Origin of the sequence: Pseudobutyrivibrio sp. 49 (genome assembly GCF_900100545.1) — a bacterium.
Lineage (GTDB): Bacteria > Bacillota > Clostridia > Lachnospirales > Lachnospiraceae > Pseudobutyrivibrio.
Genome location: NZ_FNDP01000001.1, coordinates 552,230 through 573,671, shown reverse-complemented (window position 1 = coordinate 573,671; position 21,442 = coordinate 552,230). Strand labels below are relative to the sequence as shown.

Sequence of the window (21,442 nt, the reverse complement as noted above, 5' to 3'; positions counted from 1 at the left end):
AAATTTTATAGTAAAACTACATTACTCATCCCAGTTATGGTAAACGTTCTGTACGTCATCATCTTCATCAAGAAGATCAAGAATCTTATTAATCTTATATAAATCCTGCTCGTCTGTAAGCTCAACATATGTCTGAGGAATCATTGTAACCTCAGCATCTGCCATAGGAATTTTTTCAGCCTCAAGAACTTCTCTTACCTTTGAGAAATCCTCAGGAGTAGTGTAGATTTCGAAGCAATCATCTTCTTCAGCAAAGTCTTCTGCACCAGCATCGAGAGCAATCATCATTAAATCATCTGCTTCCATAGAACACTCTTCTTTAGAAACGATGATCTGTCCTCTGTTATCAAACATGAAAGATACACAACCTGGTGTTCCAATGCTGCCACCACCCTTTGTGAAAGCATTTCTTACATTAGCAGCTGTACGGTTACGGTTGTCTGTAAGGCAATCTACGATGATAGCTGTTCCGTTAGGACCATATCCTTCATAGGTTACTGATTCATAGTTTACAGCGTCTGCATTACCAGCAGCCTTCTTAATACCACTTTCAATAGTAGCATTAGGTACGTTATTAGCCTTAGCTTTTGCGATTACATCACGAAGCTTAGAGTTATTGTTAGGATCTGGACCACCTTCCTTAACGGCTACAGCAATCTCTCGTCCGATAATTGTAAAAATTTTACCCTTTGCAGCATCATTCTTCTCTTTTTTGTGCTTAATATTTGCAAATTTTGAATGTCCTGACATATATTTATATACCTCTTTTCTTATTTTAAAATCTCAAAAAATTATATCAAATAACAATGCGTTATTCAACGTGGCTTTTCCTACGAACATACACTTGTCCGATAACCTTTTCTGAGACATTTTTTACATAATATGTAAAATTATCATCTTCTAATTTGAAGCTGGAGCCATCTTCTGGAATCTTTCCAAGAAGTGAAATAAGATATCCATTAAGCGTCTCGTAATCCTCTGATAAAATCATTCCAAGGATTTCTTCAACTTCTTCCAGAGTGGTACTACCATCCATCATGAATGAATCCTGAGTACGGACTTCTATGGACGCTTCTCCCTCGTCATGCTCATCCTCAATATTTCCAACGATTTCTTCCAAAATATCTTCTAAAGATAATATTCCTGAAACCTGACCATATTCATCTATTACTATAACCATGTGACGTTTTTTCGTCTGCATTTTTGCAAACAAAGTATTTATGCCATGGGTTTCTGGAACAAATTCTGCCACAGACATTAAATCCTGAAGATCTTTTATTTTAACATTGTCTATATCCTTATCAAAGTAAGTGAGGATATCCTTGATATGTAAAATCCCAATAATGTTATCTAAATCCTCCAGATATACCGGATAACGACTCATATTATTATTATTAATAAACTCTATAGCTTCTCTAAGAGTAAGCTCACCATCGATAGCCACAATATTTTTTCTATGAGTCATGATATCTTTTACATCAGTATCAGAAAACTCGAAAATATTTTGAATCATTTCCGCTTCAGAAGCTAAAATATTGCCATCTTCATGGCCTTCATTCACAAGCGAGATAACATCTTCTTCTGTGACATTTTCCTGCTTTGATTTGCGATACAAAATAATAATGGCTATAAGCTCTGCTATAACTATAATTAATAAAATTACAAGAAAAATATAGGGATTCGACCCGTCCTCCATTAGATTCTCCTTTCGAAAACAATGAATTCTAACATCTTATATTTTACCATAATGACAAAGAAAAGACTAAACTTTATGAAGCTTAGTCTTTAAAATTCATAGATTATTCAGATTCATCTGAAGTTGCATCTTCAGAGTTATTAGATTCTTTTGTTTCCTTTGACACAGCCTCCAAATCCACATCTTCTAAATCAACGTTAGATAAATCAGCTACTTCAGCATCTGTCGATTTTTTGGGTGCAGCATCATCGATTTTATCATCGGCTATACCAATATAAAAGTCGCCATTTTGCATATCAAAGAGATTTAAAACTTCCATTCCAAATACATCATGCATATATGAATATATTTCTTTATTATTTATCTCTCGATTATGCTTTCTAATAACATTTTTTTTGAGCTGAACACGGATATCTTTTATCCAATTTGTGATTTCTTCAGCCTCTGAAGAATTAGTCCTAAGCTTATCATAACAAAAATCCATGGTTGCCATCATAAGCTCTCTGTTTACCTCATCAGTTTGGGCAGGTAAATCCTTCTGTTCGTCTTCGGCAGCAGCAATCCTCTCGTTACATTCTTCAAGAAGTCTTTTATCATCGTCAAGTTTCTTTGAAACCAAGTCAGAGGTGCCCTCCATATTTTCCATAACGGAAGCCATAAGACTTTCTTTTACTTTTTTTAAATCCTTTAATTCCTTTTTGAGCTCAGCATCTCTTTTGAGGAGCTCATTTTCTTTTGTTTCTAAATCTTTAACGGTATCAGGCTTGCCTCCTAAGGCAAAAAGCCTGTGCCATTTTTGATCTAAAATAAGCATTGGAACCTTGATTTTAGCAATTGCACTTTGAAAATCATGTTCTGCCATAAAATCACCTACTTATTTTGCTTGGTAATATTATATGATAACTGCATTAAGCTGTCAGAAAGATGAACATTTTCAATAACAACATCTGGAATATCATCCAAATCAACATGAGCAAAGTTCCAAATAGCGTGAACGCCAAGTGAAACCAGCTTTAAAGCTGTTGATTTTGCATTTGCCTTTGGAAGTGTGAGGGCTGCAATTTCAACATCATTATTCTTAATAAATTCTGGTAATTCATCAAGCATCTGGATAGGTAAATCCCTAACCATTTTACCTTTTAAATCAGGGTTTGTATCAAATAAACCGATAATCTTGAAACCAACTCGTTCAAATTTAACATATCCTGCAATAGCCTGGCCAAGATTACCAGCACCAATAACTATAACGTTATGAGTCTCATTAACACCAAGGATATTTCCAATTTCGTCATGAAGATAAGCTACATTGTAACCATAGCCCTGCTGGCCAAAGCCGCCGAAATTGTTAAGATCCTGTCTTATTTGAGATGCCGTAACGTGCATACGCTTGCTTAAATCATTTGAAGAAATGCGTTCAACACCATCATCTAGAAGCTCTCCTAAGTATCTATAGTATCTAGGAAGTCTCCTGATTACCGCCTGCGAAATCTGTTTGTCCAAAATAAACGCCTCCTAATAAAAGATTAATTTTATTATAGGGTTCGCAAAAAAGTTTGTCAACAAATTAACAATTTATACGCTATATACTACTGATTTCCTCCCACTGTTGGTATAGGTTATCAAGTTTAGCATTTATTTCGTTCTGTTTAGCAGTCAATTCATTTAATTTAGCTGAATTGGTCATATTCTCAGGCTTGATAAATTCCTCGTCTATAGAGGCTTTCTCAGCTTCAAGCTGTTCTATTTCTTCTTCAATCTTTGAAATACGATTCTGAAGCTTTCTTTTCTCTGCTTCGATACGCTTCTGTTCCTTGAAGTCCAGCTTTGCAGCTGTTTCTTCCTGATTTGTTCCAGAGCCCTGAGACACGCTTGATGTAGATGAATTGCCATATAACTGCTCTTTCTTGGCAATGTATTCATCATAGTTACCAAGATATTTTGTCAGTCCACCATTTGAAAGCTCCAAAATGGTATTGGCGGTTTTATTTACAAAATATCTATCGTGACTTACATATAAAAGAGTACCATCATATTCATTAAGCGCCTCTTCAAGCATCTGTTTTGAATCCATATCCAAGTGGTTGGTAGGCTCATCGAGAATCAGAAGGTTTGATTTTGAAAGCATAAGCTTTGCAAGAGATACTCTTCCTCGTTCACCACCTGATAAATCACTGATACGCTTGAAAACATCATCCTCAGTAAACATAAAGGCTGCTAAAGTGTTTCTAACCTTTGTTTCTGTAAGGAAAGGATAAGCATCGTGAAGCTCACTGAAAATTGTATTAGATTCAGTAAGTCCCTGCTGCTCCTGATCGTAGTAGCCTACAGTTACATTTGCACCAAAACGAATCTCACCGGATTCGAAATCAGTAAGACCATTTATACATTTTAAAATTGTAGTTTTGCCTGTACCGTTATCACCTAAGATAGCGATTCTATCGCCCTTATGGACGTCAAAAGATAAATCTGTAAAGATGTTTTTATCGTCATAAGATTTGGTTACATGGGAAAAATCAAGAACATCCTTACCGCTTTCTTTTTCAATCTCAAGAGTAAGACGCATTTTTGGTAAATCCTTATCAGGTGCATCCATTACATCCATTTTATCAAGAAGCTTTTTACGGCTTTCAGCTCTTTTGATAGATTTTTCTCTATTGTATGACTGAAGCTTTTCAATTACTGCCTTCTGATGTTCTATTTCCTTCTGCTGCTTTTCATAAGCATTTTCGTAGGAAATCTGAGCAAGCTCTTTCTGAGCAACAAAGGATGAGTAATTACCAGTATATACACTGGTTCTGCCGTAAGATAAATCAACTACATGGTCAGCGATTTTATCAAGGAAATATCTATCGTGGGCAACAATTACAACAGCACCTTTATAGGAAGCCAGATATCCTTCCAACCACATTATAGAATTTAAATCCAGGTGGTTTATAGGCTCATCAAGAAGAAGTAAATCTGGTGAAGATGCCAGCAATCGACCAAGACTTACTCTTGTTTTCTGACCGCCCGAGAGCTCATTCATACTTTTCGAAAGATCGTCACCCTCAAAGCCTAAACCTTTAAGAATACCTACAGCTTCAGAACGGAAGGTGTATCCTCCCTTTAAATCAAACTGATGCTGAAGCTTATGATAATCCTCCATAAATGCTTCCATCTCTTCATGAGAAAGCTGACTCATTTGCTGTTCCATTTCTGTCAGGCGCTTTTCCATTGAAAGAAGGTCTTCTCTGGCACCAAGAACAGTGTCTAATATATTGCTTCCGAAGGAATCCTCTTGATACTGAGCCAAGTAGCCCATTGTGGCATCTTTTTTTAAAGTAACTTCTCCGTCATCTGCTGGAAGTTCTCCGATTATAATTTTAAGGAGTGTTGATTTGCCGGTACCATTGTTTCCGACAATAGCAACCTTTGAACCTTCGTCTACTGTAAATGTAGCATCTTTAATTATTGAATCCTCGCCAAAGGATTTATAAATATGTGAAACATTAAGTAACATGATTTTTTCCTTAAAAAATGCGCCCGACAAAGAGCCAGGCGCATTAAAATAGCTAGCTAATTAGTTTTACTGTACGTCCTTGATAGAGAAGCTAATACGTCCCATCTTGTCCTTGCCAAGGCAAACAACCTTAACAGTATCGCCAAGTGTAAGAACATCTTCTACTCTATCAATTCTCTCCTTAGCAATCTTAGAAATGTGAACCATTCCTTCCTTGCCTGGAGCAAACTCGATGAATGCACCGAATTCTTTAATGCTGACAACCTTACCTGTAAGAATCTGATCCTTTTCGAAATCTGTAGTAATGATTTCAATCATCTTCTTAGCCTCATCCATCTTAGCAGCATCTGTACCGCAGATAGAAACGTTGCCTTCATCTGTAATATCAATCTTAACATCACATCTTGCAATGATTTCGTTGATTGTCTTTCCACGCTGTCCAACAACATCACCAATCTTCTCTGGATCGATAGAAAGCTGAATAATCTTTGGAGCGTACTCGCCAACCTGTGGACGTGGCTCAGCGATTGCCTTGCTCATGCAGTTGTCCATGATGAAGAATCTAGCTTCACGACAACGAGCGATAGCGCCCTCAACGATTGGACGTGTAAGACCGTGAATCTTAATATCCATCTGGATAGCTGTGATACCTTCTTTTGTACCAGTAACCTTGAAGTCCATATCTCCGAAGAAGTCCTCAAGACCCTGAATATCTGTAAGAAGTACGAAATCGTCATCTGTATCACCTGTAACAAGACCACAAGAGATACCAGCTACCATAGCCTTAAGTGGAACACCAGCAGCCATAAGTGACATACAAGATGCACATGTAGAAGCCATTGATGTAGAACCGTTTGACTCAAATGTCTCTGAAACGGCACGGATTGCATATGGGAACTCCTCTGGTGTAGGAAGTACAGGGAGAAGTGCTCTCTCTGCAAGTGCACCGTGACCAATCTCACGACGTCCTGGTCCTCTAGAAGGCTTTGTTTCACCTACTGAGTATGCAGGGAAATTGTAGTGGTGCATATATCTCTTCTCTGTAACGAAGGCATCAAGACCATCAATCTTCTGTGCCTCTGAAAGAGGAGCGAGTGTTACTACGTCACAAATCTGTGTCTGACCACGTGTGAACATTGATGAACCGTGAACACGTGGAATAATATCAACCTCAGCTGCAAGTGGACGAATCTGATCAAGCTGACGTCCATCTGGACGCTTATGATCCTTAAGAATCATCTTGCGAACTGTCTTCTTCTCATACTGATAAATAGCCTCACCAAGAACTGCAAGCCATTCTTCGTTCTCTGCAAAAGCTTCCTCAAGACGCTCTGTAATCTGACGAATATTCTCCTCACGAACCTGCTTCTCATCTGTGAATACAGCTTCCTCCATCTCTGTTGGAGGAACGATTTCTTTCATCTTAGCAAAAAGCTCTTCTGGAATAGCACATGATGTGTACTCGTGCTTTGGCTTACCACATTCCTTAACCATCTCATCGATGAAGTTGATGATTGTCTGGTTAACATCGTGGCACTTGTAGATGGCTTCAATCATCTTATCCTCAGGGATGATGTTAGCACCAGCCTCAATCATGATTACCTTTTCTCTTGTAGAAGCAACTGTAAGCTTAAGGTCGCCCTTATCCCACTGCTCCTGTGAAGGGTTAACGATTAACTCACCATCAACCATACCCATCTGTGTCATAGCACATGGACCATCAAATGGGATATCTGAAATACATGTTGAAATAGCAGCACCAAGCATAGCAACAAGCTCTGGACGGCACTGTGGGTCAACAGCCATAACCATATTGTTAAGTGTAACGTCGTTACGATAATCCTTTGGGAAAAGTGGACGCATAGGTCTGTCGATAACACGAGATGTAAGAACTGCGTTCTCAGATGCCTTACCTTCTCTCTTATTAAATCCACCTGGAATCTTACCTACTGCGTATGTCTTCTCTTCGAACTCTACTGAAAGAGGGAAGAAATCGATGCCATCACGTGGCTTATCAGATGCTGTAGCAGTTGAAAGAACTGTTGTATCACCATACTGAATAAATGCTGCTCCATTAGCCTGAGCTGCAACTCTGCCGATATCTACACGAAGTGTTCTACCAGCTAAATCCATTGTAAATGTCTTCATGGTTTTCTCCTTATAAACTTAAATTATATTAAGCTCTAACCCGAAACTACTGAAAATGAAGCGAACTTCTAGAACCTTGACTTATTATAAGTCTTTCGCTAACAAATTCAGTGGCTTCGGATTGGGCTCGAAAACTAAATCATAGAAAAATGAGCGGAGAATACACTCCGCTCGTATAGATTACTTTCTTAAGCCAAGACGCTCAATAATTGAACGATATCTCTCAATATCTGTGTTCTTAAGGTATGCAAGAAGGTTTCTTCTCTTACCAACCATCTTCATCATACCACGACGTGAATGATGATCACCTGGGTTAGCCTTAAGATGCTCTGTAAGCTCTGAGATACGAGCTGTAAGAACTGCAATCTGAACCTCTGGAGAACCTGTGTCACCAGCTGTTCTAGCGTACTCATTGATAATTGCCTGCTTTTTCTCTTTTGTAATCATTTTAATTACCTCCTAATAAAACTATTAATATGCCGTAACTAAGGAAAGGTCGGAGTGTCCAAAACCTGAGTTACAGTAAATCGTACTTTAGTATAATAGCACAGCCAGTAAAATATGTAAACAAAGAAAAAATCATAAACTAGCTTATATTAAAGCTGTACCATATCCTGAATGGCATATTCTGATATATTGCCTATTTTACCGCTATTTACATATATTGTAGAAAAATCATAATTCACTGCAAAATAAATATTTCCTTTTTCATTCTTATCGCCTATAGAAATATAGATTGCGTCTCCAGTAGAATCTTCTATCGAAAATACTTTTGACTCTGTGTTTAAGCCATAATCTTCGCCATTTGCATTTTCAATATAATCGATACTATGAATATCACACAAATAATTTAGAACATTATCAATTCGACTCTGATTTAAACTGATATCAGTATTATCAGTATAAATCCACTGATCATTAATCTTTTCGAAATAAAGTTCAATACCATTTGAATCAGTCATAGTGAACTTATAAACCTCTTCTTTTGGTATATAGATTATTTGCTCACCCTTATCCTTTTTTTCGCTTTCTTTATCAAGTTTATCTGCTATGGATGGGGTATTGGATATAATTGTTTCGTCGCTGGGATTGAGCAATCCTAAAGGCGGATTTTCACTATTCCATACATGATTCATATAAATAATAGCTATAAAGGCGCCAATCAGTATCAGAACAAGAATCAATAAAGCTATCTTTAATTTCTTAGAATTCAAAAATGCCCCCATAACTCCAGCTCCTCCTAAACAAAAAAAATTGCTTTACAACTATATTGTAAAGCAATTTTAATTGATTATCTATAAATAATATCGTCTCTGCTAGGACCGTTTGAAATCATTGTAATTGGGAAGCCAATCTCCTTCTCAATAAATTCAATGTACTCACGGCAGTTTTCTGGAAGATCTTCGTATTTCTTAATACCACGAATATCGCACTTCCATCCTGGAAGAGTAACAAGAACTGGCTTAGCCTTTTCAAGCTTAGATGTAACAGGGAAATCGGTAGTAACTTCTCCATCGATTTCATATCCAACACAAACTGGAATTTCATCGAGGTATCCAAGAACATCAACTACTGTGAAGGCTACATCTGTTGTACCCTGCATTCTACATCCATATTTTGATGCAACACAGTCGAACCAACCCATACGACGAGGACGTCCAGTTGTAGCACCAAACTCACCACCATCGCCTCCGCGACGTCTGAGCTCATCAGCCTCATCTCCAAAGATTTCTGAAACGAAGGCTCCAGCACCTACTGCTGAAGAATAAGCCTTACATACTGTAACCACCTGCTTAAGCTCCTGAGCCGGGATACCAGCACCAATACAACCATAAGGTGCAAGTGTTGATGAAGATGTAACCATAGGATAAATGCCATGATCAGGATCCTTAAGTGTGCCAAGCTGTCCCTCAAGGAGAATTGTTTTGTCTTCCTTAAGTGCATTCCAAAGATATGCAGAAGTATCGCAAACATAAGGTGCAATCATATCTCTGTACTCGTGAAGTGTATTAAGAAGCTCTTCTGGTGTAAGAAGTGGCTTGTGATAAAGATGCTCTAAAAGAACATTCTTCTGCTCGCAAGTACGAACTACCTTTTCCTTTAAAAGCTTCTCATCAAAAAGCTCCTGAACCTGATATCCAATTTTTGCATATTTATCTGAGTAGAATGGAGCGATACCACTCTTTGTTGAACCGAAAGAAGCCTTTCCAAGACGTTCTTCTTCATATTGATCAAAGAGAATATGATATGGCATTACAATCTGAGCTCTGTCTGATACCAAAATCTTTGGTGCAGGTACTCCCTTCTCAACAATGGAGTTGATCTCATTAATAAGGATTGGAATATTAAGAGCTACACCATTTCCAATAATACTTGTGGTGTGACTATAAAATACTCCGGAAGGTAATGTATGAAGAGCAAATTTACCGTAATTATTTACGATAGTATGACCAGCATTAGCTCCTCCCTGAAAACGAACTATGATGTCAGCGTTTGCAGCCATCATGTCAGTAATCTTGCCTTTTCCTTCGTCGCCCCAATTGGCGCCTACAACTGCTTTTACCATAACAATCCTCCTAAAATATTGCCTAAATTATTCTATATCAATCAGCTTCTTTGTAACTGTACAAGCTAAAGCGCCTGGTCCAATATGACATGAAACTGATAATGATAACGGATCTATCCAAATATTTTTAACAGGAAATTCTTCTAATAGTTCTTCACGGAATTTCTCAGCTGCTTCCTGATTCTGAGTATGTGCTACAGAAATAACAACATCATCAAAATTATCTGTATGAAGGACATCTTTCATATCCTTTTTTAAAGCTTCTATCATAGTCTGCTTTGCAGCCTTCATGGTACGTGCCATGCTGTATTTATCAAGCTTTTCTCCATAGATAGATAGAACAGGCTTAATCTTAAGCAAGGAACCAATAGCTGCTACAGCAGGAGTAAGTCTTCCACCCTTCTTCAAGTATTCAAGAGTATCAACTGTAATATAAATTGTAGATGCAGATTTAATTTCCATAAGTGCGTCGCAAATTTCTTGTGCACTCTTACCCATATCCGCAAGCTTCTTAGCTTCTAAAGCTGAAAGCTTCTGTGTAACGGATATACGCTGATTATCTACAACAACAACTCTTCCATCATAATCCTCTGACAACATCTTTGCTGTGGCACAAGATGATGAAAGGCCAGATGACATAGGAATGTAAACAAGCTCATCATATTCTTCAAGAATCTTATCCCAGGAATCCATAAGATTACCTGTGATAGGCATTGAAGTAGTAATTTCTCCGCCTTGGGTAAGCTTCTCATAAAACTCGTCCTGACTAAGGTCGATGTCCTCGTAATATAACTGTCCATCAATATAAAAAGGCATTGGCTCAACGAAGATACCTAATTTTTTAGACTCTTCCTGAGTAATGCCACTATTGCTATCTGTAAGTATTGCTACTTTACTCATAATTCACCTCGAAAATTGTATTGCTTAAAATAAAAGCACCGCTGATTATGATACCATAACCAGCGGTGAAATAAAACATTTTTAAGTGAATTTTAGTACATTCCACCCATTCCACCAGCAGCAGCGGCTGCAGCAGCTGCATCAGCAGCAGGATCCTTAATATCAGCAACAACTGACTCTGTTGTAAGAAGTGTAGATGCAACAGAAGCAGCATTCTGAAGTGCTGTTCTTGTAACCTTTACAGGATCAAGGATTCCAGCCTTAACCATGTTTACATACTCTTCCTTGTATGCATCAAAGCCTACAGCGTCCTCAGACTCACGTACCTTGTTAATGATAACTGAGCCCTCAAGACCTGCATTTGCAGCAATGTAGAAAAGTGGAGCCTCAAGTGCCTTAACAATAACGTTAGCACCAGTCTTCTCGTCACCAGAAAGTGTCTCAGCAAGCTCAGCAACCTTCTTCTGAATGTGGATGTATGCAGAACCACCACCTGAGATGATACCTTCCTCAACAGCTGCACGTGTAGCGTTAAGAGCATCTTCCATACGAAGCTTAGCTTCCTTCATCTCTGTCTCTGTAGCAGCACCTACACGGATAACTGCAACACCGCCAGCGAGTTTAGCAAGTCTCTCCTGAAGTTTTTCCTTATCAAACTCTGATGTTGTCTCATCAATCTGACCACGAATTTGTGCTACACGAGCCTCGATTGCATCCTTATCGCCAACACCATCAACGATTGTAGTGTTTTCTTTATTAACCTTTACTGACTTAGCACGACCAAGCTGCTCAAGAGTTGTATCCTTAAGCTCAAGACCAACCTCCTCAGAGATTACCTGACCGCCTGTAAGGATAGCAATATCCTGAAGCATTTCCTTACGTCTATCACCATAGCCTGGAGCCTTAACAGCTACTACATTGAATGTGCCACGAAGCTTGTTAAGGATAAGTGTTGTAAGTGCCTCTCCCTCAATATCCTCTGCGATGATAAGAAGTCTTGCACCTGACTGTACAATCTGCTCAAGTACTGGAAGAAGCTCCTGGATATTAGAAATTTTCTTGTCTGTGATAAGGATGTATGGATCATCAAGATTTGCTTCCATCTTATCCATATCTGTACACATGTAAGCTGAAATATAACCTCTATCGAACTGCATACCTTCTACAAGGTCGAGCTCTGTCTGCATTGTCTTTGATTCCTCGATTGTGATAACACCATCGTTAGAAACCTTTTCCATAGCGTCAGCAACCATCTGACCTACTTCATCATCACCAGCAGAAATAGCAGCTACTCTTGCAATCTGCTCCTTGCCATCAACAGCCTTTGACATAGCTGAAATAGCCTCTGTAGCACACTCTACAGCCTTCTTCATTCCCTTTCTAAGAACGATTGGGTTTGCTCCTGCAGCAAGGTTCTTCATACCTTCCTTAACCATTGCCTGAGCAAGAACTGTAGCTGTTGTTGTACCGTCACCTGCTACATCATTAGTCTTTGTAGCAACTTCCTTAACAAGCTGAGCGCCCATGTTCTCAAATGGATCATCAAGCTCAACATCCTTTGCGATAGTCACACCATCATTTGTGATAAGTGGAGCACCATATGGCTTTGCAAGAACAACATTACGCCCCTTTGGTCCAATAGTAACTCTAACTGTATTTGCTAATTTATCAACACCTGCTTCTAAAGCCTGTCTAGCTTCAGCACCGTACTTAATTTCCTTTGCCATTATAATTTACCTCTTTTCTGTATTTTGAATTTAGATTATTCAACAACTGCAAGAATATCATTCTGACGAACGATAATGTATTCTTCGCCTTCAAGCTTAACCTCAGTACCTGCGTACTTAGAGTAGATAACCTTCTGGCCTTCCTTTACCTGCATAGTAACTTCCTTACCATCTACAACCCCACCTGGACCAACAGCGATTACAAGTGCCTCCTGTGGCTTCTCCTGTGCTGCTGATGCAAGAATAATTCCTGATTTTGTAGTCTCTTCTGCCTCGCACTGCTTTAATACAACGCGATCTGTTAATGGAACCAATTTCATTTTATATTACCTCCTAAATAATAATCTCTGTCATTCTGTTAGCACTCATTGTATACGAGTGCTAACTACAAAAAGTATAATAGGATTCTATTGAAAAACTTTCAACTAAATCGGAAGGAAGAATTTCAATAGAATCCTATTAAAAACTCTTTATTTCTCTTTTTTTCTCGTTTTTTCTTACTTTTGCATTTTTGGAAGCTTGGAAAGTACCGTATTTTTAAGGGTATCTCCGCCTACTGCCATCAAATGTTTCAGAACGTCTATGACTATTGCCTGGTTTTCTGGATCCAATTCCTGGATTTCCTTAGTAACTATTGCAATAGATTTTACTTTATTGCCTGTAATATGGGACATTTTCGTAGCTCCAGAATTAGATAAAAGCTCAAAGAATACGTCACCAAACGCTTCTCTGGTTTCGTAGTCAAACTTCTTAGTCCATTCTTTCATTATTTCATCAATCATAACTGATGAATTTGCTACAGAATCTACCTTTGTAAATCTATTACGAACCACCTGCCAACTAAATAAATCATGTTGGCTTAACCCTTTTGTATTAGAGGATACAACAGAAATCTTTGCTTTAGTGTACATCATCATTCCGATAATAGATTCATTTGGAATATATTTGTGTACTCTTTTAATTACGGACTTGTATTCTGGTGTTTTAAGAATTTCAGGAATAAAGCCAGGGCCATCGTTATTATAAATTTCTATAATATTATCCTTTATGTGAGGTTTACAAAATGCTGAACCATATAAGGCAAAGCTTCCACCCTTTGAATGACCTCCTATACGAAGCTGCTTCATTGTTCGGGCAAAATTTTTATTTAAGTATTCTACAGCCTTTAACTGACCACCTGTCCCTGGCGAAAAGGACATATTGAAATCCTCTTTCCATCCAATAAGACTGTCATCGGTACCACGGAATGCAACATAGATAGTGCCATCTGGCAGGTAAAAGGTGCATACAGCAAACTGACTTTGCTCTTCAGCATCAAGCTCGTTAACAAAACCAGAAAGCTTCATACCGCCAAATCTCTTAGAATGAGCCATTTCTCTTATAAGAAAAGGCGCGCGTTTTGTAAGGGAAGTCCTTGCCAGTAGCTCATTTTCAGAATGTTTTTCAAAAAATAAGTCACAGGCGTCTTCTATTGAAATCTTTTCCTTTAAGCCTGGTCCTGGGACTATACCATCGAAGGCTGTATATACAAGCTCGCATAAGACAGCATTGTCGACCTCGTTAAATGGGTCAATATCAAATGGTACGTCTCCTCGCCAAATCAGATAATCTTCAATGTTAGCCATAGTTATAAATTATTCCTCAAATAATGAGTCTGAGTTTGTGTCAGTGTAAATATCGTCAAAGTAATCTTCCTGAGGCTCCTCTTCAAAAATCGAATCATCAAGCGATGACTTACCTGGAGCATCCTCTAGATTACGATTGTAATTGCGATTAGCATCCTTTTTATGATCATGTAATCCAATTGCCATAAGAAGCAATGAGAATAAAGATAAAGCACCAACGGCAATCAAATATGAGCAAGTAATTACATTTCTTTCAAAAAACTTCTGTGGAACAAAAAGGAAATAGATACTAGCTGCTATACTTGCTATTCCGAAAATAAGGCTTATGAACCAAACCCCTCTTTGAATATGGAATAAAGCAAAAGATTGTTGAAGCATTACTGCTCCTAGAATCACGCCTATTAAGCAAACCAATGCATCAATAAAAGTTGAAATAGTATTGGCCTGGAAAATAAAAACAGCGCCAATAATAACTAAAATAACTCCCATGGTAAATCCATAGTTGGAAATTTTTATAAATTCATGATTAAAGAAGAATTTAATCATGTACCATGCTCCAAAACAAATAAAAAGTATGCCTACTGCTAAAACGGAAAATGAATAAACCATTTTTGAAATAAACTCAGCATCCAAAACCAAAAGGCATATTCCTAATGCAAGATAAATAAGAGATGCAACAATGTGCGCAACCAATGCCACCTTTGAATCCTTAATTTCTTCACTGTTCTTAGTCATTATTACCCTCCTCTAGTTAGCTAAATAATATTGCAATAAGATTGATTAGGCCATGAGCTAAAAAACACATCCAAAGTCTTTTGTTTTTAACATACATGGCTCCAAGTGCTATACCAACAATCACTGCATATATGAATTGTACTATATTATTATGTATAATTCCAAAACAAATTGTAGATAAAACAACAGCTTGTATAGGCCCGTACCATAAACACAACTGTCCTGCTATAATTCCACGCATTAATTGTTCCTCTAAAATAGGAATTACAAGAGCATTACAAATAAGCTTTAGCCACAATCCACCATCTGAAAGTGTACTACTTGCCTTTGAAAAATTTGTGGAGCGCTGTATAAGTCCGCTATGTGTAAGAACAATATTTGATAAAACACCAACAGCAATTACAAAAATCACCCATATTAAGCTTTTAATTATTTCGTTTTTATCTAGTTTTGTAGGTATTATCTTAGGGGAGCCCTTATATATTATCCACATTGGTACCAAACAAAATAATGCTGCAATAAGCAGGCATATAAGCCTGCCTATATTTGCAGCATATAAATCCATCAATAAAGAACTACCAAGCTGATAGACAATAAAATATACCAACAATGGATAAATTATTTGAATTACTCGATTAGTCTTAATTTGATTCAATGTAATCTAACACCTCACTTGGAAAATCAAAGACCTCTAAAGCGCCATGCTCCAGCATTTCTTCAGTAGAACCAAATCCCCAGGAAACTCCAATGCAATCAATGCCAGCAGCCTTTGCTCCATCTACGTCAAATTTGGTATCTCCAATAAGTATAGTCTCTTCCTTTTGATGCCAAGGGGATCTGCTGAAACAAAGATTAATAACCTGCTCTTTTGTATTAATCTTTGCATCCATTGTGGCACCGCAAATATCAGTGAAATATTTATCTATTCCTAAATATTCAAGGATCTTTCGTGCAGTAGGTTCAGGCTTAGAGGTACATACCAATAGACAGTAGCCTCTTTTTACAAGTGCATCAAGCAGACCCTCCACACCTTCAAAGGCCTCAACATTTAAACATCCATTTTCAGCATCATAGTAATGTCTGTATGTAGCCACAGCCTCTTTAAAATCCTCATCTCTAACACCTAGATAATTAGGAAACGAATATGTAAAAGGAGGTCCTACGCATTTACGAAGTGTTGCATAATCTGGGATATCATATCCATACTTAGTAAGTGTAATTTTAAGACCTTCTATGATACTTGGAGCAGAATCGATTAATGTACCATCCAAGTCAAAATAAATGTTTTTTATCACTTCTTAACTCCTTTAGTATCACGGCTTCCTATATGAAGTCGGTTGAGGGCAACAGCTTTATCTTTTACTTTTACTTCTAGTGAATCACCTTCTGAAAGCACGTAGATATTTGTAAGCTCATCACCCTTTGCAAGCTTAATTCCTCTAACTCCCGCAGCAGTCTTTTTCTTCTCTGGAATTGTATCTCCCTCAATTCTTAAGAACATATCTTTTGCCGACTGCATAACAACTGTATCACCAGGATTAATAATTTTAACGCAGATTACTTCATCCTTGTCATTTAATTTTGTGGCAGCAATTGTTTTTCTGGAAACATCAAATTCGCTACCATCAACAAGCTTAATCATTGCCTGCTTTGTACCAAAGATAAGCTTATTCTTAATAATATTTTCCATTGAATCAGCGAATATAAGATTCTCTTTGGTAAGGTCAATCTTTGAACCCTTTTCAGCGGTATCAATAGGCTGACCCTTATCTCTAAATTTACCGAATGGGAGACTTAAAACTTTTATTGCATGCATGTCTCCCTTTTCTGTAAACAGACAAATCTTATCTATGTTTTTACAGAATACAATCTTCTTTGACTCGATTTCTGCAGCCTCTTTATTTCTTTCAAAGGTAGGCATATCTACCACACGGGCATATGCGAATCTGTCGATAAGAACAGCCACATCGATAACCTCAATAGGCTTCTCTTCTACAACAGCTTCCTCTACATTATCGATAACTGTACGACGATCTTTTGCATATTCTTTTCTGATTGCCTGAAGATCTTTGATGATTACCTTTGCCATCTCAGCACGAGAACCAAGAATCTTTGTGTATCTGGCAATCTTATCCATTGTCTCAGCATAATCGCCACGTAAAGCTTCGATTTCCAAGCCAATTAAGCGATGAAGTCTCATATCAAGAATTGCCTGAGCTTGCTTCTCTGTGAAATGAAGCTGCTCTGCATCTGCTTTAGACTTCTGTGACTTAAACTTGATTCCAGCAGTAATTCCATCTACGAGACAGGCCTTTGCCTGCTTAACATCCTTTGAGCCACGAAGAATCTCGATAATCAAATCGATTACATCGCATGCCTTTATAAGACCTTCCTGAATCTCTTTTTTCTCCTGCTCTTTTCCGAGGAGATGTGTGTACTTTCTAGTACAAAGCTCATACTGGAAATCAACGTGATGCTTGATAATTGGAACAATTCCAAGAGTCTCAGGCTTACCATCAGCAACCGCAAGCATATTTACACCAAAGGTATCCTCAAGACGAGTCTTCTTATAAAGAAGATTGAGTACATTCTGGGCATCAGCACCTTTTCTGAGCTCGATAACGATTCTCATCTGCTCGCCCTTAGACTGGTTTGAAATATCTGCAATATCATTAGTCTTTTTTGTCTCTACAAGACTACAGATATCATTTAAGAACTTACCGATATTAGCGCCAATCATAGGATAAGGGATTTCAGTGATAACAATTTGCTCTTTACCACCCTTAATCTTTTCGATTTCGGCTTTTCCACGAATTTTAATTTTACCTACACCGGTAGAATAGATTTCCAGCAAATCATCTTTATTTGTAACGATACCACCTGTTGGAAAATCTGGACCTGGAATAATCTCCATCATTTCAGCAGTGCTAATATCTGGATTCTTCATGTAAGCAATTACACCATCAACAACCTCACCAAGATTGTGTTGAGGGATAGATGTAACCATACCTACAGCGATACCATCTGAACCATTGATAAGAAGATTTGGAACACGTACTGGAAGTACTTCTGGCTCCTTTTCTGTCTCATCGTAGTTAGGAATGAAATCTACAACGTTTTTATCAAGGTCGCCAAGATATACTTCCTGAGCAACCTTTGCCAAACGTGCCTCTGTGTATCGCATGGCAGCGGCTCCATCACCTTCGATTGAACCAAAGTTACCATGACCATCCACAAGAGGAAGGCTCTTTTTGAAGTCCTGGCTCATTACAACCAAAGCTTCGTAAATGGAGCTATCACCATGTGGATGATATTTACCCATTGTATCACCAACGATACGGGCAGATTTTTTGTAGGGTTTATTATAATCAACCTTCAACTCATACATATCGTAAAGTGTACGACGCTGTACAGGCTTGAGACCATCTCTAACATCTGGTACTGCACGAGCAAGTATTACAGACATGGAATAGTCAATGAAGGATTTTTGCATTATCTCTGAATATTCAGTTCTAATAATTTCTTGTGCCATTAATAATATATCCTTTCAAATCAATTACCGGAATTAAACATCCAGCTCAGCTTCCTTTGCATGCTTATAAATAAACTGCTTACGAGGAGCAACATCACTACCCATAAGAAGCTCTGTAACTTCTGAAGCCATAAGACCGTCCTCAATTTCTACAAGCTTAAGCTTACGACGTTCTGGATCAAGTGTAGTCTCCCAAAGCTGCTCAGCATCCATCTCACCAAGACCCTTGTATCGCTGAAGAGTAAAGGATTTTCCTTCCATCTTTTTACGATATTTTTCAAGAGCAACATCATCATAAAGATATTCCTCTTCTCCCTTTGATGGGATTGCCTTGTAAAGAGGTGGCATTGCAATATAAACATGGCCTTCTCTAATAAGCTCTGGCATAAATCTGTAGAAGAATGTCAGAAGAAGTGTACTGATATGAGCACCATCCACGTCGGCATCTGCCATAATAACAATTTTGTTGTAACGAAGCTTTGTAATATCAAAGTCATTACCGTAGCCTTCTGAAAAACCACAGCCAAAAGCATTAATTAGAGTCTTAATTTCCGCATTGGCAAGAACCTTGTCCATTGATGCTTTTTCAACGTTAAGAATCTTACCTCTGATAGGCATGATTGCCTGATACATACGATTACGTGCTTTCTTTGCTGAACCACCAGCGGAATCTCCCTCTACGATAAAGATTTCGCATTTATCTGCTTCACGGGATTCGCAGTTAGCGAGCTTTCCATTCTGATCAAAGGAGAACTTCTGCTTTGTAAGAAGATTAGTCTTTGCTTTCTCTTCGGATTTACGAATCTTGGCACTCTTCTCTGCACAGGAAATGATTGCCTTTAAAGTCTCTAAGTTTCTATCAAAGAATAAAACGAATTCATCCTGGCATACTTTCTGAGTAGCCTTAGATGCATCTGGGTTATCAAGCTTTGTCTTAGTCTGTCCTTCAAAACGTGGATCAGGATGCTTAATACTGACAATTGCTGTGATACCATTTCTAACGTCTGCACCAGTAAAGTTGGCATCCTTATCTTTGAGAATACCAAGCTCACGAGCATAGTTATTAATTACTGTAGTAAGTACAGTTTTAAATCCTGTAATGTGTGTACCACCCTCAGAGTTGTAAATGTTGTTACAGAAGCCGAGAATATTCTCCTTGAATTCGTTGCAGTACTGGAAGGCCACCTCAAGCTCTACATCATCGCATTTACCTTTGAAGTAAACAACATCGTGAAGAGTCTCTGCTGATTTGTTAATTTCCTTAACAAATCCCATGATTCCCTCAGGCTCATGATATGTAATATATTCTGGTGTCTCACCACGTAAATCTGCATAGTTGATAGTGAGACCTGGATTAAGATAAGCAGTCTCGTGAAGACGTGACTTTACCTCATCCTCCTTAAAATATGTCTTTTCAAATATTTCTGCATCTGGAAGGAAATTGATTTTTGTTCCGTGCTTGTTTGTCTTTGAAACCTTAGGAAGAAGTCCGTCTACAAGCTTTTCTGTAGGAACACCTCTCTCATATCTGTCATGGTGAACAAAGCCCTCGCGGGAAATATCAACAACCATATATTCAGATAAAGCATTTACAACTGAAGAACCTACACCATGCAAACCACCAGATGTTTTGTAAACACTGTCATCAAACTTTCCACCAGCATGAAGGGTAGAGAATACAAGACGTGCTGCTGGAACACCCTTAGCGTGCATACCAACAGGAATACCACGACCATTATCTTCAACTGTACAGCTGCCATCCTTTTCGAGAGTAACATAAATAGTGTCACACTCTCCTGCAAGATGCTCATCAACTGAGTTGTCTACGATTTCGTATATAAGATGATTGAGACCTTTGCGTGAGGTAGAACCGATGTACATACCCGGACGCTTTCTAACAGCCTCAAGTCCCTCTAAAACAGATATACTGCTTTCATCATAGGTAACTTTTTTTGCCATAAAAATTCTCTCTTTCAAAAAAATAATTATAAACGTCTATAAAACGTCTAAAAGGCGTCTGGATTTCCAGGCGCCAGTTAATATCAATTTAGTGTTTTCCGGTAGAACCAAAACCACCAGCTCCACGAGCTGTATCTGAAAGCTCTGATACTTCAGAAAATTCTACTGAAAGGAAAGGCACTACTACAAGCTGAGCAATCTTTTCTGCTGGTGTAATAACCCTCTCAACCTCTCCATCATTGTGAAGAGCAACCTTAACTTCTCCCCTGTAATCTGAATCAACTACACCTACACAGTTTGCAGGACGAAGACCTTCTTTTGCAGAAAGTCCGCTTCGGGCAAAAACACCGCCAAAATAACCAACTGGAATCTCCATTGCAAGTCCTGTACCAATCATCTTGGTCTCGTGTGGTGCAATCTTTACCTCTTCTGTAACGTCTGCAAACAAATCATAGCCTGCAGCATACTCTGAACCTCTCTCTGGAAGCTTTGCAGAGTCGGTAAGCTTTGTAATATTAATATTCATAAAATAATAATCTCCCTTAGTCTAATCTACATGCAAAACAATCTGATCTAGCTTTCTAGTCTGAGGAACATCAATAACCCGCTGATTGATGCTTCCACGCCATTTTGCCTGTAAATCTATCTTATCAATTTCAAACTCCCCGTCAACAAGAACATCCACATATTCCATGATTTCCAAAGACTTAATTTCCTCGTAAGTGAATCCAGTATAGAGCCAGACGGTCTTGCCGGGAAACCTCTCCCTAATTTCCCGGGCAAGCTCCGTCACTTCCTTTCGATTTCCTGGATACAATGGGTCACCTCCGCTGAATGTAATTCCGGAAATATAGTCTCTGGACAGTACTTCAAACAATTCATCTTTGGCAGCCTGATCAAATTTCAGTCCTCCTTCTGGGTCCCAAGTAATAGGATTCTGACAATCCTTGCAATGATGGTCACAGCCCGAAACCCAAAGCACAGCTCTAAGACCATCGCCATTAAGCATGTCATCTTTAGTTATATTATGATAATTCATTACAATTATTCTCCAA

The 21,442-nt window shown here is 38.3% G+C and carries 20 protein-coding genes; all 20 read right to left on the bottom strand.

The annotated features are described in order from the left end of the window. Window positions 1-21: 21 nt before the first annotated feature. The 20 genes from BLP54_RS02570 to nrdG all read right to left on the bottom strand — a co-directional run bounded on the left by BLP54_RS02570 (window position 22) and on the right by nrdG (window position 21,426). Window positions 22-750, bottom strand: a complete 729-nt coding sequence (locus BLP54_RS02570) for a YebC/PmpR family DNA-binding transcriptional regulator (RefSeq protein ID WP_090166435.1) — start codon at window positions 748-750, stop codon at window positions 22-24. Between the two features lie 61 nt (window positions 751-811). Then, entirely contained in the window at window positions 812-1,696 is an 885-nt protein-coding gene (locus BLP54_RS02565; RefSeq protein WP_090166432.1) for a hemolysin family protein, read from the bottom strand. A 103-nt stretch (window positions 1,697-1,799) separates the two neighbouring features. Beyond that, window positions 1,800-2,558, bottom strand: coding sequence for a hypothetical protein (locus BLP54_RS02560; RefSeq protein ID WP_090166431.1), 759 nt, complete (start codon window positions 2,556-2,558; stop codon window positions 1,800-1,802). 8 nt (window positions 2,559-2,566) lie between these two features. Continuing rightward, the gene (locus BLP54_RS02555) at window positions 2,567-3,199 is read right to left on the bottom strand and encodes a redox-sensing transcriptional repressor Rex (protein ID WP_090166428.1); all 633 of its coding nucleotides are present in this window, start codon (window positions 3,197-3,199) and stop codon (window positions 2,567-2,569) included. 76 nt (window positions 3,200-3,275) lie between these two features. Then, entirely contained in the window at window positions 3,276-5,195 is a 1,920-nt protein-coding gene (gene abc-f / locus BLP54_RS02550) for a ribosomal protection-like ABC-F family protein (protein ID WP_090166425.1), read from the bottom strand. Between the two features lie 66 nt (window positions 5,196-5,261). After that, on the bottom strand, window positions 5,262-7,343 hold the full coding sequence (locus tag BLP54_RS02545) for a polyribonucleotide nucleotidyltransferase (RefSeq protein WP_090166423.1): 2,082 nt from the start codon (window positions 7,341-7,343) through the stop codon (window positions 5,262-5,264). Window positions 7,344-7,523: 180 nt separating this feature from the next. Continuing rightward, window positions 7,524-7,790, bottom strand: a complete 267-nt coding sequence (gene rpsO / locus BLP54_RS02540; protein ID WP_028247035.1) for a 30S ribosomal protein S15 — start codon at window positions 7,788-7,790, stop codon at window positions 7,524-7,526. A 149-nt stretch (window positions 7,791-7,939) separates the two neighbouring features. After that, the gene (locus BLP54_RS02535; protein ID WP_090166421.1) at window positions 7,940-8,569 is read right to left on the bottom strand and encodes a DUF4340 domain-containing protein; all 630 of its coding nucleotides are present in this window, start codon (window positions 8,567-8,569) and stop codon (window positions 7,940-7,942) included. A gap of 65 nt (window positions 8,570-8,634) precedes the next feature. Further along, window positions 8,635-9,909, bottom strand: a complete 1,275-nt coding sequence (locus tag BLP54_RS02530) for an adenylosuccinate synthase (RefSeq protein WP_090166419.1) — start codon at window positions 9,907-9,909, stop codon at window positions 8,635-8,637. A gap of 27 nt (window positions 9,910-9,936) precedes the next feature. After that, the gene (locus tag BLP54_RS02525) at window positions 9,937-10,809 is read right to left on the bottom strand and encodes a DegV family protein (RefSeq protein ID WP_090166417.1); all 873 of its coding nucleotides are present in this window, start codon (window positions 10,807-10,809) and stop codon (window positions 9,937-9,939) included. 92 nt (window positions 10,810-10,901) lie between these two features. Further along, window positions 10,902-12,536, bottom strand: coding sequence for a chaperonin GroEL (gene groL, locus BLP54_RS02520; RefSeq protein WP_090166414.1), 1,635 nt, complete (start codon window positions 12,534-12,536; stop codon window positions 10,902-10,904). A gap of 35 nt (window positions 12,537-12,571) precedes the next feature. Further along, on the bottom strand, window positions 12,572-12,856 hold the full coding sequence (locus BLP54_RS02515) for a co-chaperone GroES (RefSeq protein ID WP_072918020.1): 285 nt from the start codon (window positions 12,854-12,856) through the stop codon (window positions 12,572-12,574). Between the two features lie 177 nt (window positions 12,857-13,033). Further along, window positions 13,034-14,161 carry a DUF2974 domain-containing protein gene (locus BLP54_RS02510; protein ID WP_090166412.1) on the bottom strand — a complete coding sequence of 376 codons (1,128 nt, stop codon included), beginning with the start codon at window positions 14,159-14,161 and terminating at the stop codon, window positions 13,034-13,036. A 9-nt stretch (window positions 14,162-14,170) separates the two neighbouring features. Then, window positions 14,171-14,896 carry a DUF308 domain-containing protein gene (locus tag BLP54_RS02505; protein WP_090166410.1) on the bottom strand — a complete coding sequence of 242 codons (726 nt, stop codon included), beginning with the start codon at window positions 14,894-14,896 and terminating at the stop codon, window positions 14,171-14,173. 16 nt (window positions 14,897-14,912) lie between these two features. Beyond that, window positions 14,913-15,551 carry a CPBP family intramembrane glutamic endopeptidase gene (locus BLP54_RS02500; protein WP_090166408.1) on the bottom strand — a complete coding sequence of 213 codons (639 nt, stop codon included), beginning with the start codon at window positions 15,549-15,551 and terminating at the stop codon, window positions 14,913-14,915. After that, window positions 15,538-16,191, bottom strand: coding sequence for an HAD hydrolase-like protein (locus tag BLP54_RS02495; protein WP_090166406.1), 654 nt, complete (start codon window positions 16,189-16,191; stop codon window positions 15,538-15,540). Before BLP54_RS02495 ends, BLP54_RS02500 begins: the two co-directional genes overlap by 14 nt. Next, window positions 16,188-18,428 (bottom strand): DNA gyrase/topoisomerase IV subunit A, encoded by a 2,241-nt coding sequence (locus BLP54_RS02490; protein WP_090166404.1) that lies wholly within the window; start codon window positions 18,426-18,428, stop codon window positions 16,188-16,190. Before BLP54_RS02490 ends, BLP54_RS02495 begins: the two co-directional genes overlap by 4 nt. A gap of 33 nt (window positions 18,429-18,461) precedes the next feature. Continuing rightward, entirely contained in the window at window positions 18,462-20,387 is a 1,926-nt protein-coding gene (locus BLP54_RS02485; RefSeq protein ID WP_090166402.1) for a DNA gyrase/topoisomerase IV subunit B, read from the bottom strand. Window positions 20,388-20,475: 88 nt separating this feature from the next. Beyond that, window positions 20,476-20,913 (bottom strand): dUTP diphosphatase, encoded by a 438-nt coding sequence (gene dut / locus BLP54_RS02480; RefSeq protein WP_090166400.1) that lies wholly within the window; start codon window positions 20,911-20,913, stop codon window positions 20,476-20,478. 21 nt (window positions 20,914-20,934) lie between these two features. After that, entirely contained in the window at window positions 20,935-21,426 is a 492-nt protein-coding gene (gene nrdG / locus BLP54_RS02475) for an anaerobic ribonucleoside-triphosphate reductase activating protein (RefSeq protein ID WP_090166398.1), read from the bottom strand. Window positions 21,427-21,442 lie beyond the last annotated feature (16 nt).

Coding starts and splice junctions, on each gene's coding strand:
- dut (WP_090166400.1), bottom strand. CDS start 20,913: ATGAATATTAATATTACAAAGCTTACCGACTCTGCAAAGCTTCCAGAG.
- BLP54_RS02560 (WP_090166431.1), bottom strand. CDS start 2,558: ATGGCAGAACATGATTTTCAAAGTGCAATTGCTAAAATCAAGGTTCCA.
- BLP54_RS02535 (WP_090166421.1), bottom strand. CDS start 8,569: ATGGGGGCATTTTTGAATTCTAAGAAATTAAAGATAGCTTTATTGATT.
- rpsO (WP_028247035.1), bottom strand. CDS start 7,790: ATGATTACAAAAGAGAAAAAGCAGGCAATTATCAATGAGTACGCTAGA.
- nrdG (WP_090166398.1), bottom strand. CDS start 21,426: ATGAATTATCATAATATAACTAAAGATGACATGCTTAATGGCGATGGT.
- BLP54_RS02505 (WP_090166410.1), bottom strand. CDS start 14,896: ATGACTAAGAACAGTGAAGAAATTAAGGATTCAAAGGTGGCATTGGTT.
- BLP54_RS02525 (WP_090166417.1), bottom strand. CDS start 10,809: ATGAGTAAAGTAGCAATACTTACAGATAGCAATAGTGGCATTACTCAG.
- BLP54_RS02530 (WP_090166419.1), bottom strand. CDS start 9,909: ATGGTAAAAGCAGTTGTAGGCGCCAATTGGGGCGACGAAGGAAAAGGC.
- BLP54_RS02545 (WP_090166423.1), bottom strand. CDS start 7,343: ATGAAGACATTTACAATGGATTTAGCTGGTAGAACACTTCGTGTAGAT.
- BLP54_RS02565 (WP_090166432.1), bottom strand. CDS start 1,696: ATGGAGGACGGGTCGAATCCCTATATTTTTCTTGTAATTTTATTAATT.
- groL (WP_090166414.1), bottom strand. CDS start 12,536: ATGGCAAAGGAAATTAAGTACGGTGCTGAAGCTAGACAGGCTTTAGAA.
- BLP54_RS02570 (WP_090166435.1), bottom strand. CDS start 750: ATGTCAGGACATTCAAAATTTGCAAATATTAAGCACAAAAAAGAGAAG.
- abc-f (WP_090166425.1), bottom strand. CDS start 5,195: ATGTTACTTAATGTTTCACATATTTATAAATCCTTTGGCGAGGATTCA.
- BLP54_RS02515 (WP_072918020.1), bottom strand. CDS start 12,856: ATGAAATTGGTTCCATTAACAGATCGCGTTGTATTAAAGCAGTGCGAG.
- BLP54_RS02490 (WP_090166404.1), bottom strand. CDS start 18,428: ATGGCACAAGAAATTATTAGAACTGAATATTCAGAGATAATGCAAAAA.
- BLP54_RS02510 (WP_090166412.1), bottom strand. CDS start 14,161: ATGGCTAACATTGAAGATTATCTGATTTGGCGAGGAGACGTACCATTT.
- BLP54_RS02485 (WP_090166402.1), bottom strand. CDS start 20,387: ATGGCAAAAAAAGTTACCTATGATGAAAGCAGTATATCTGTTTTAGAG.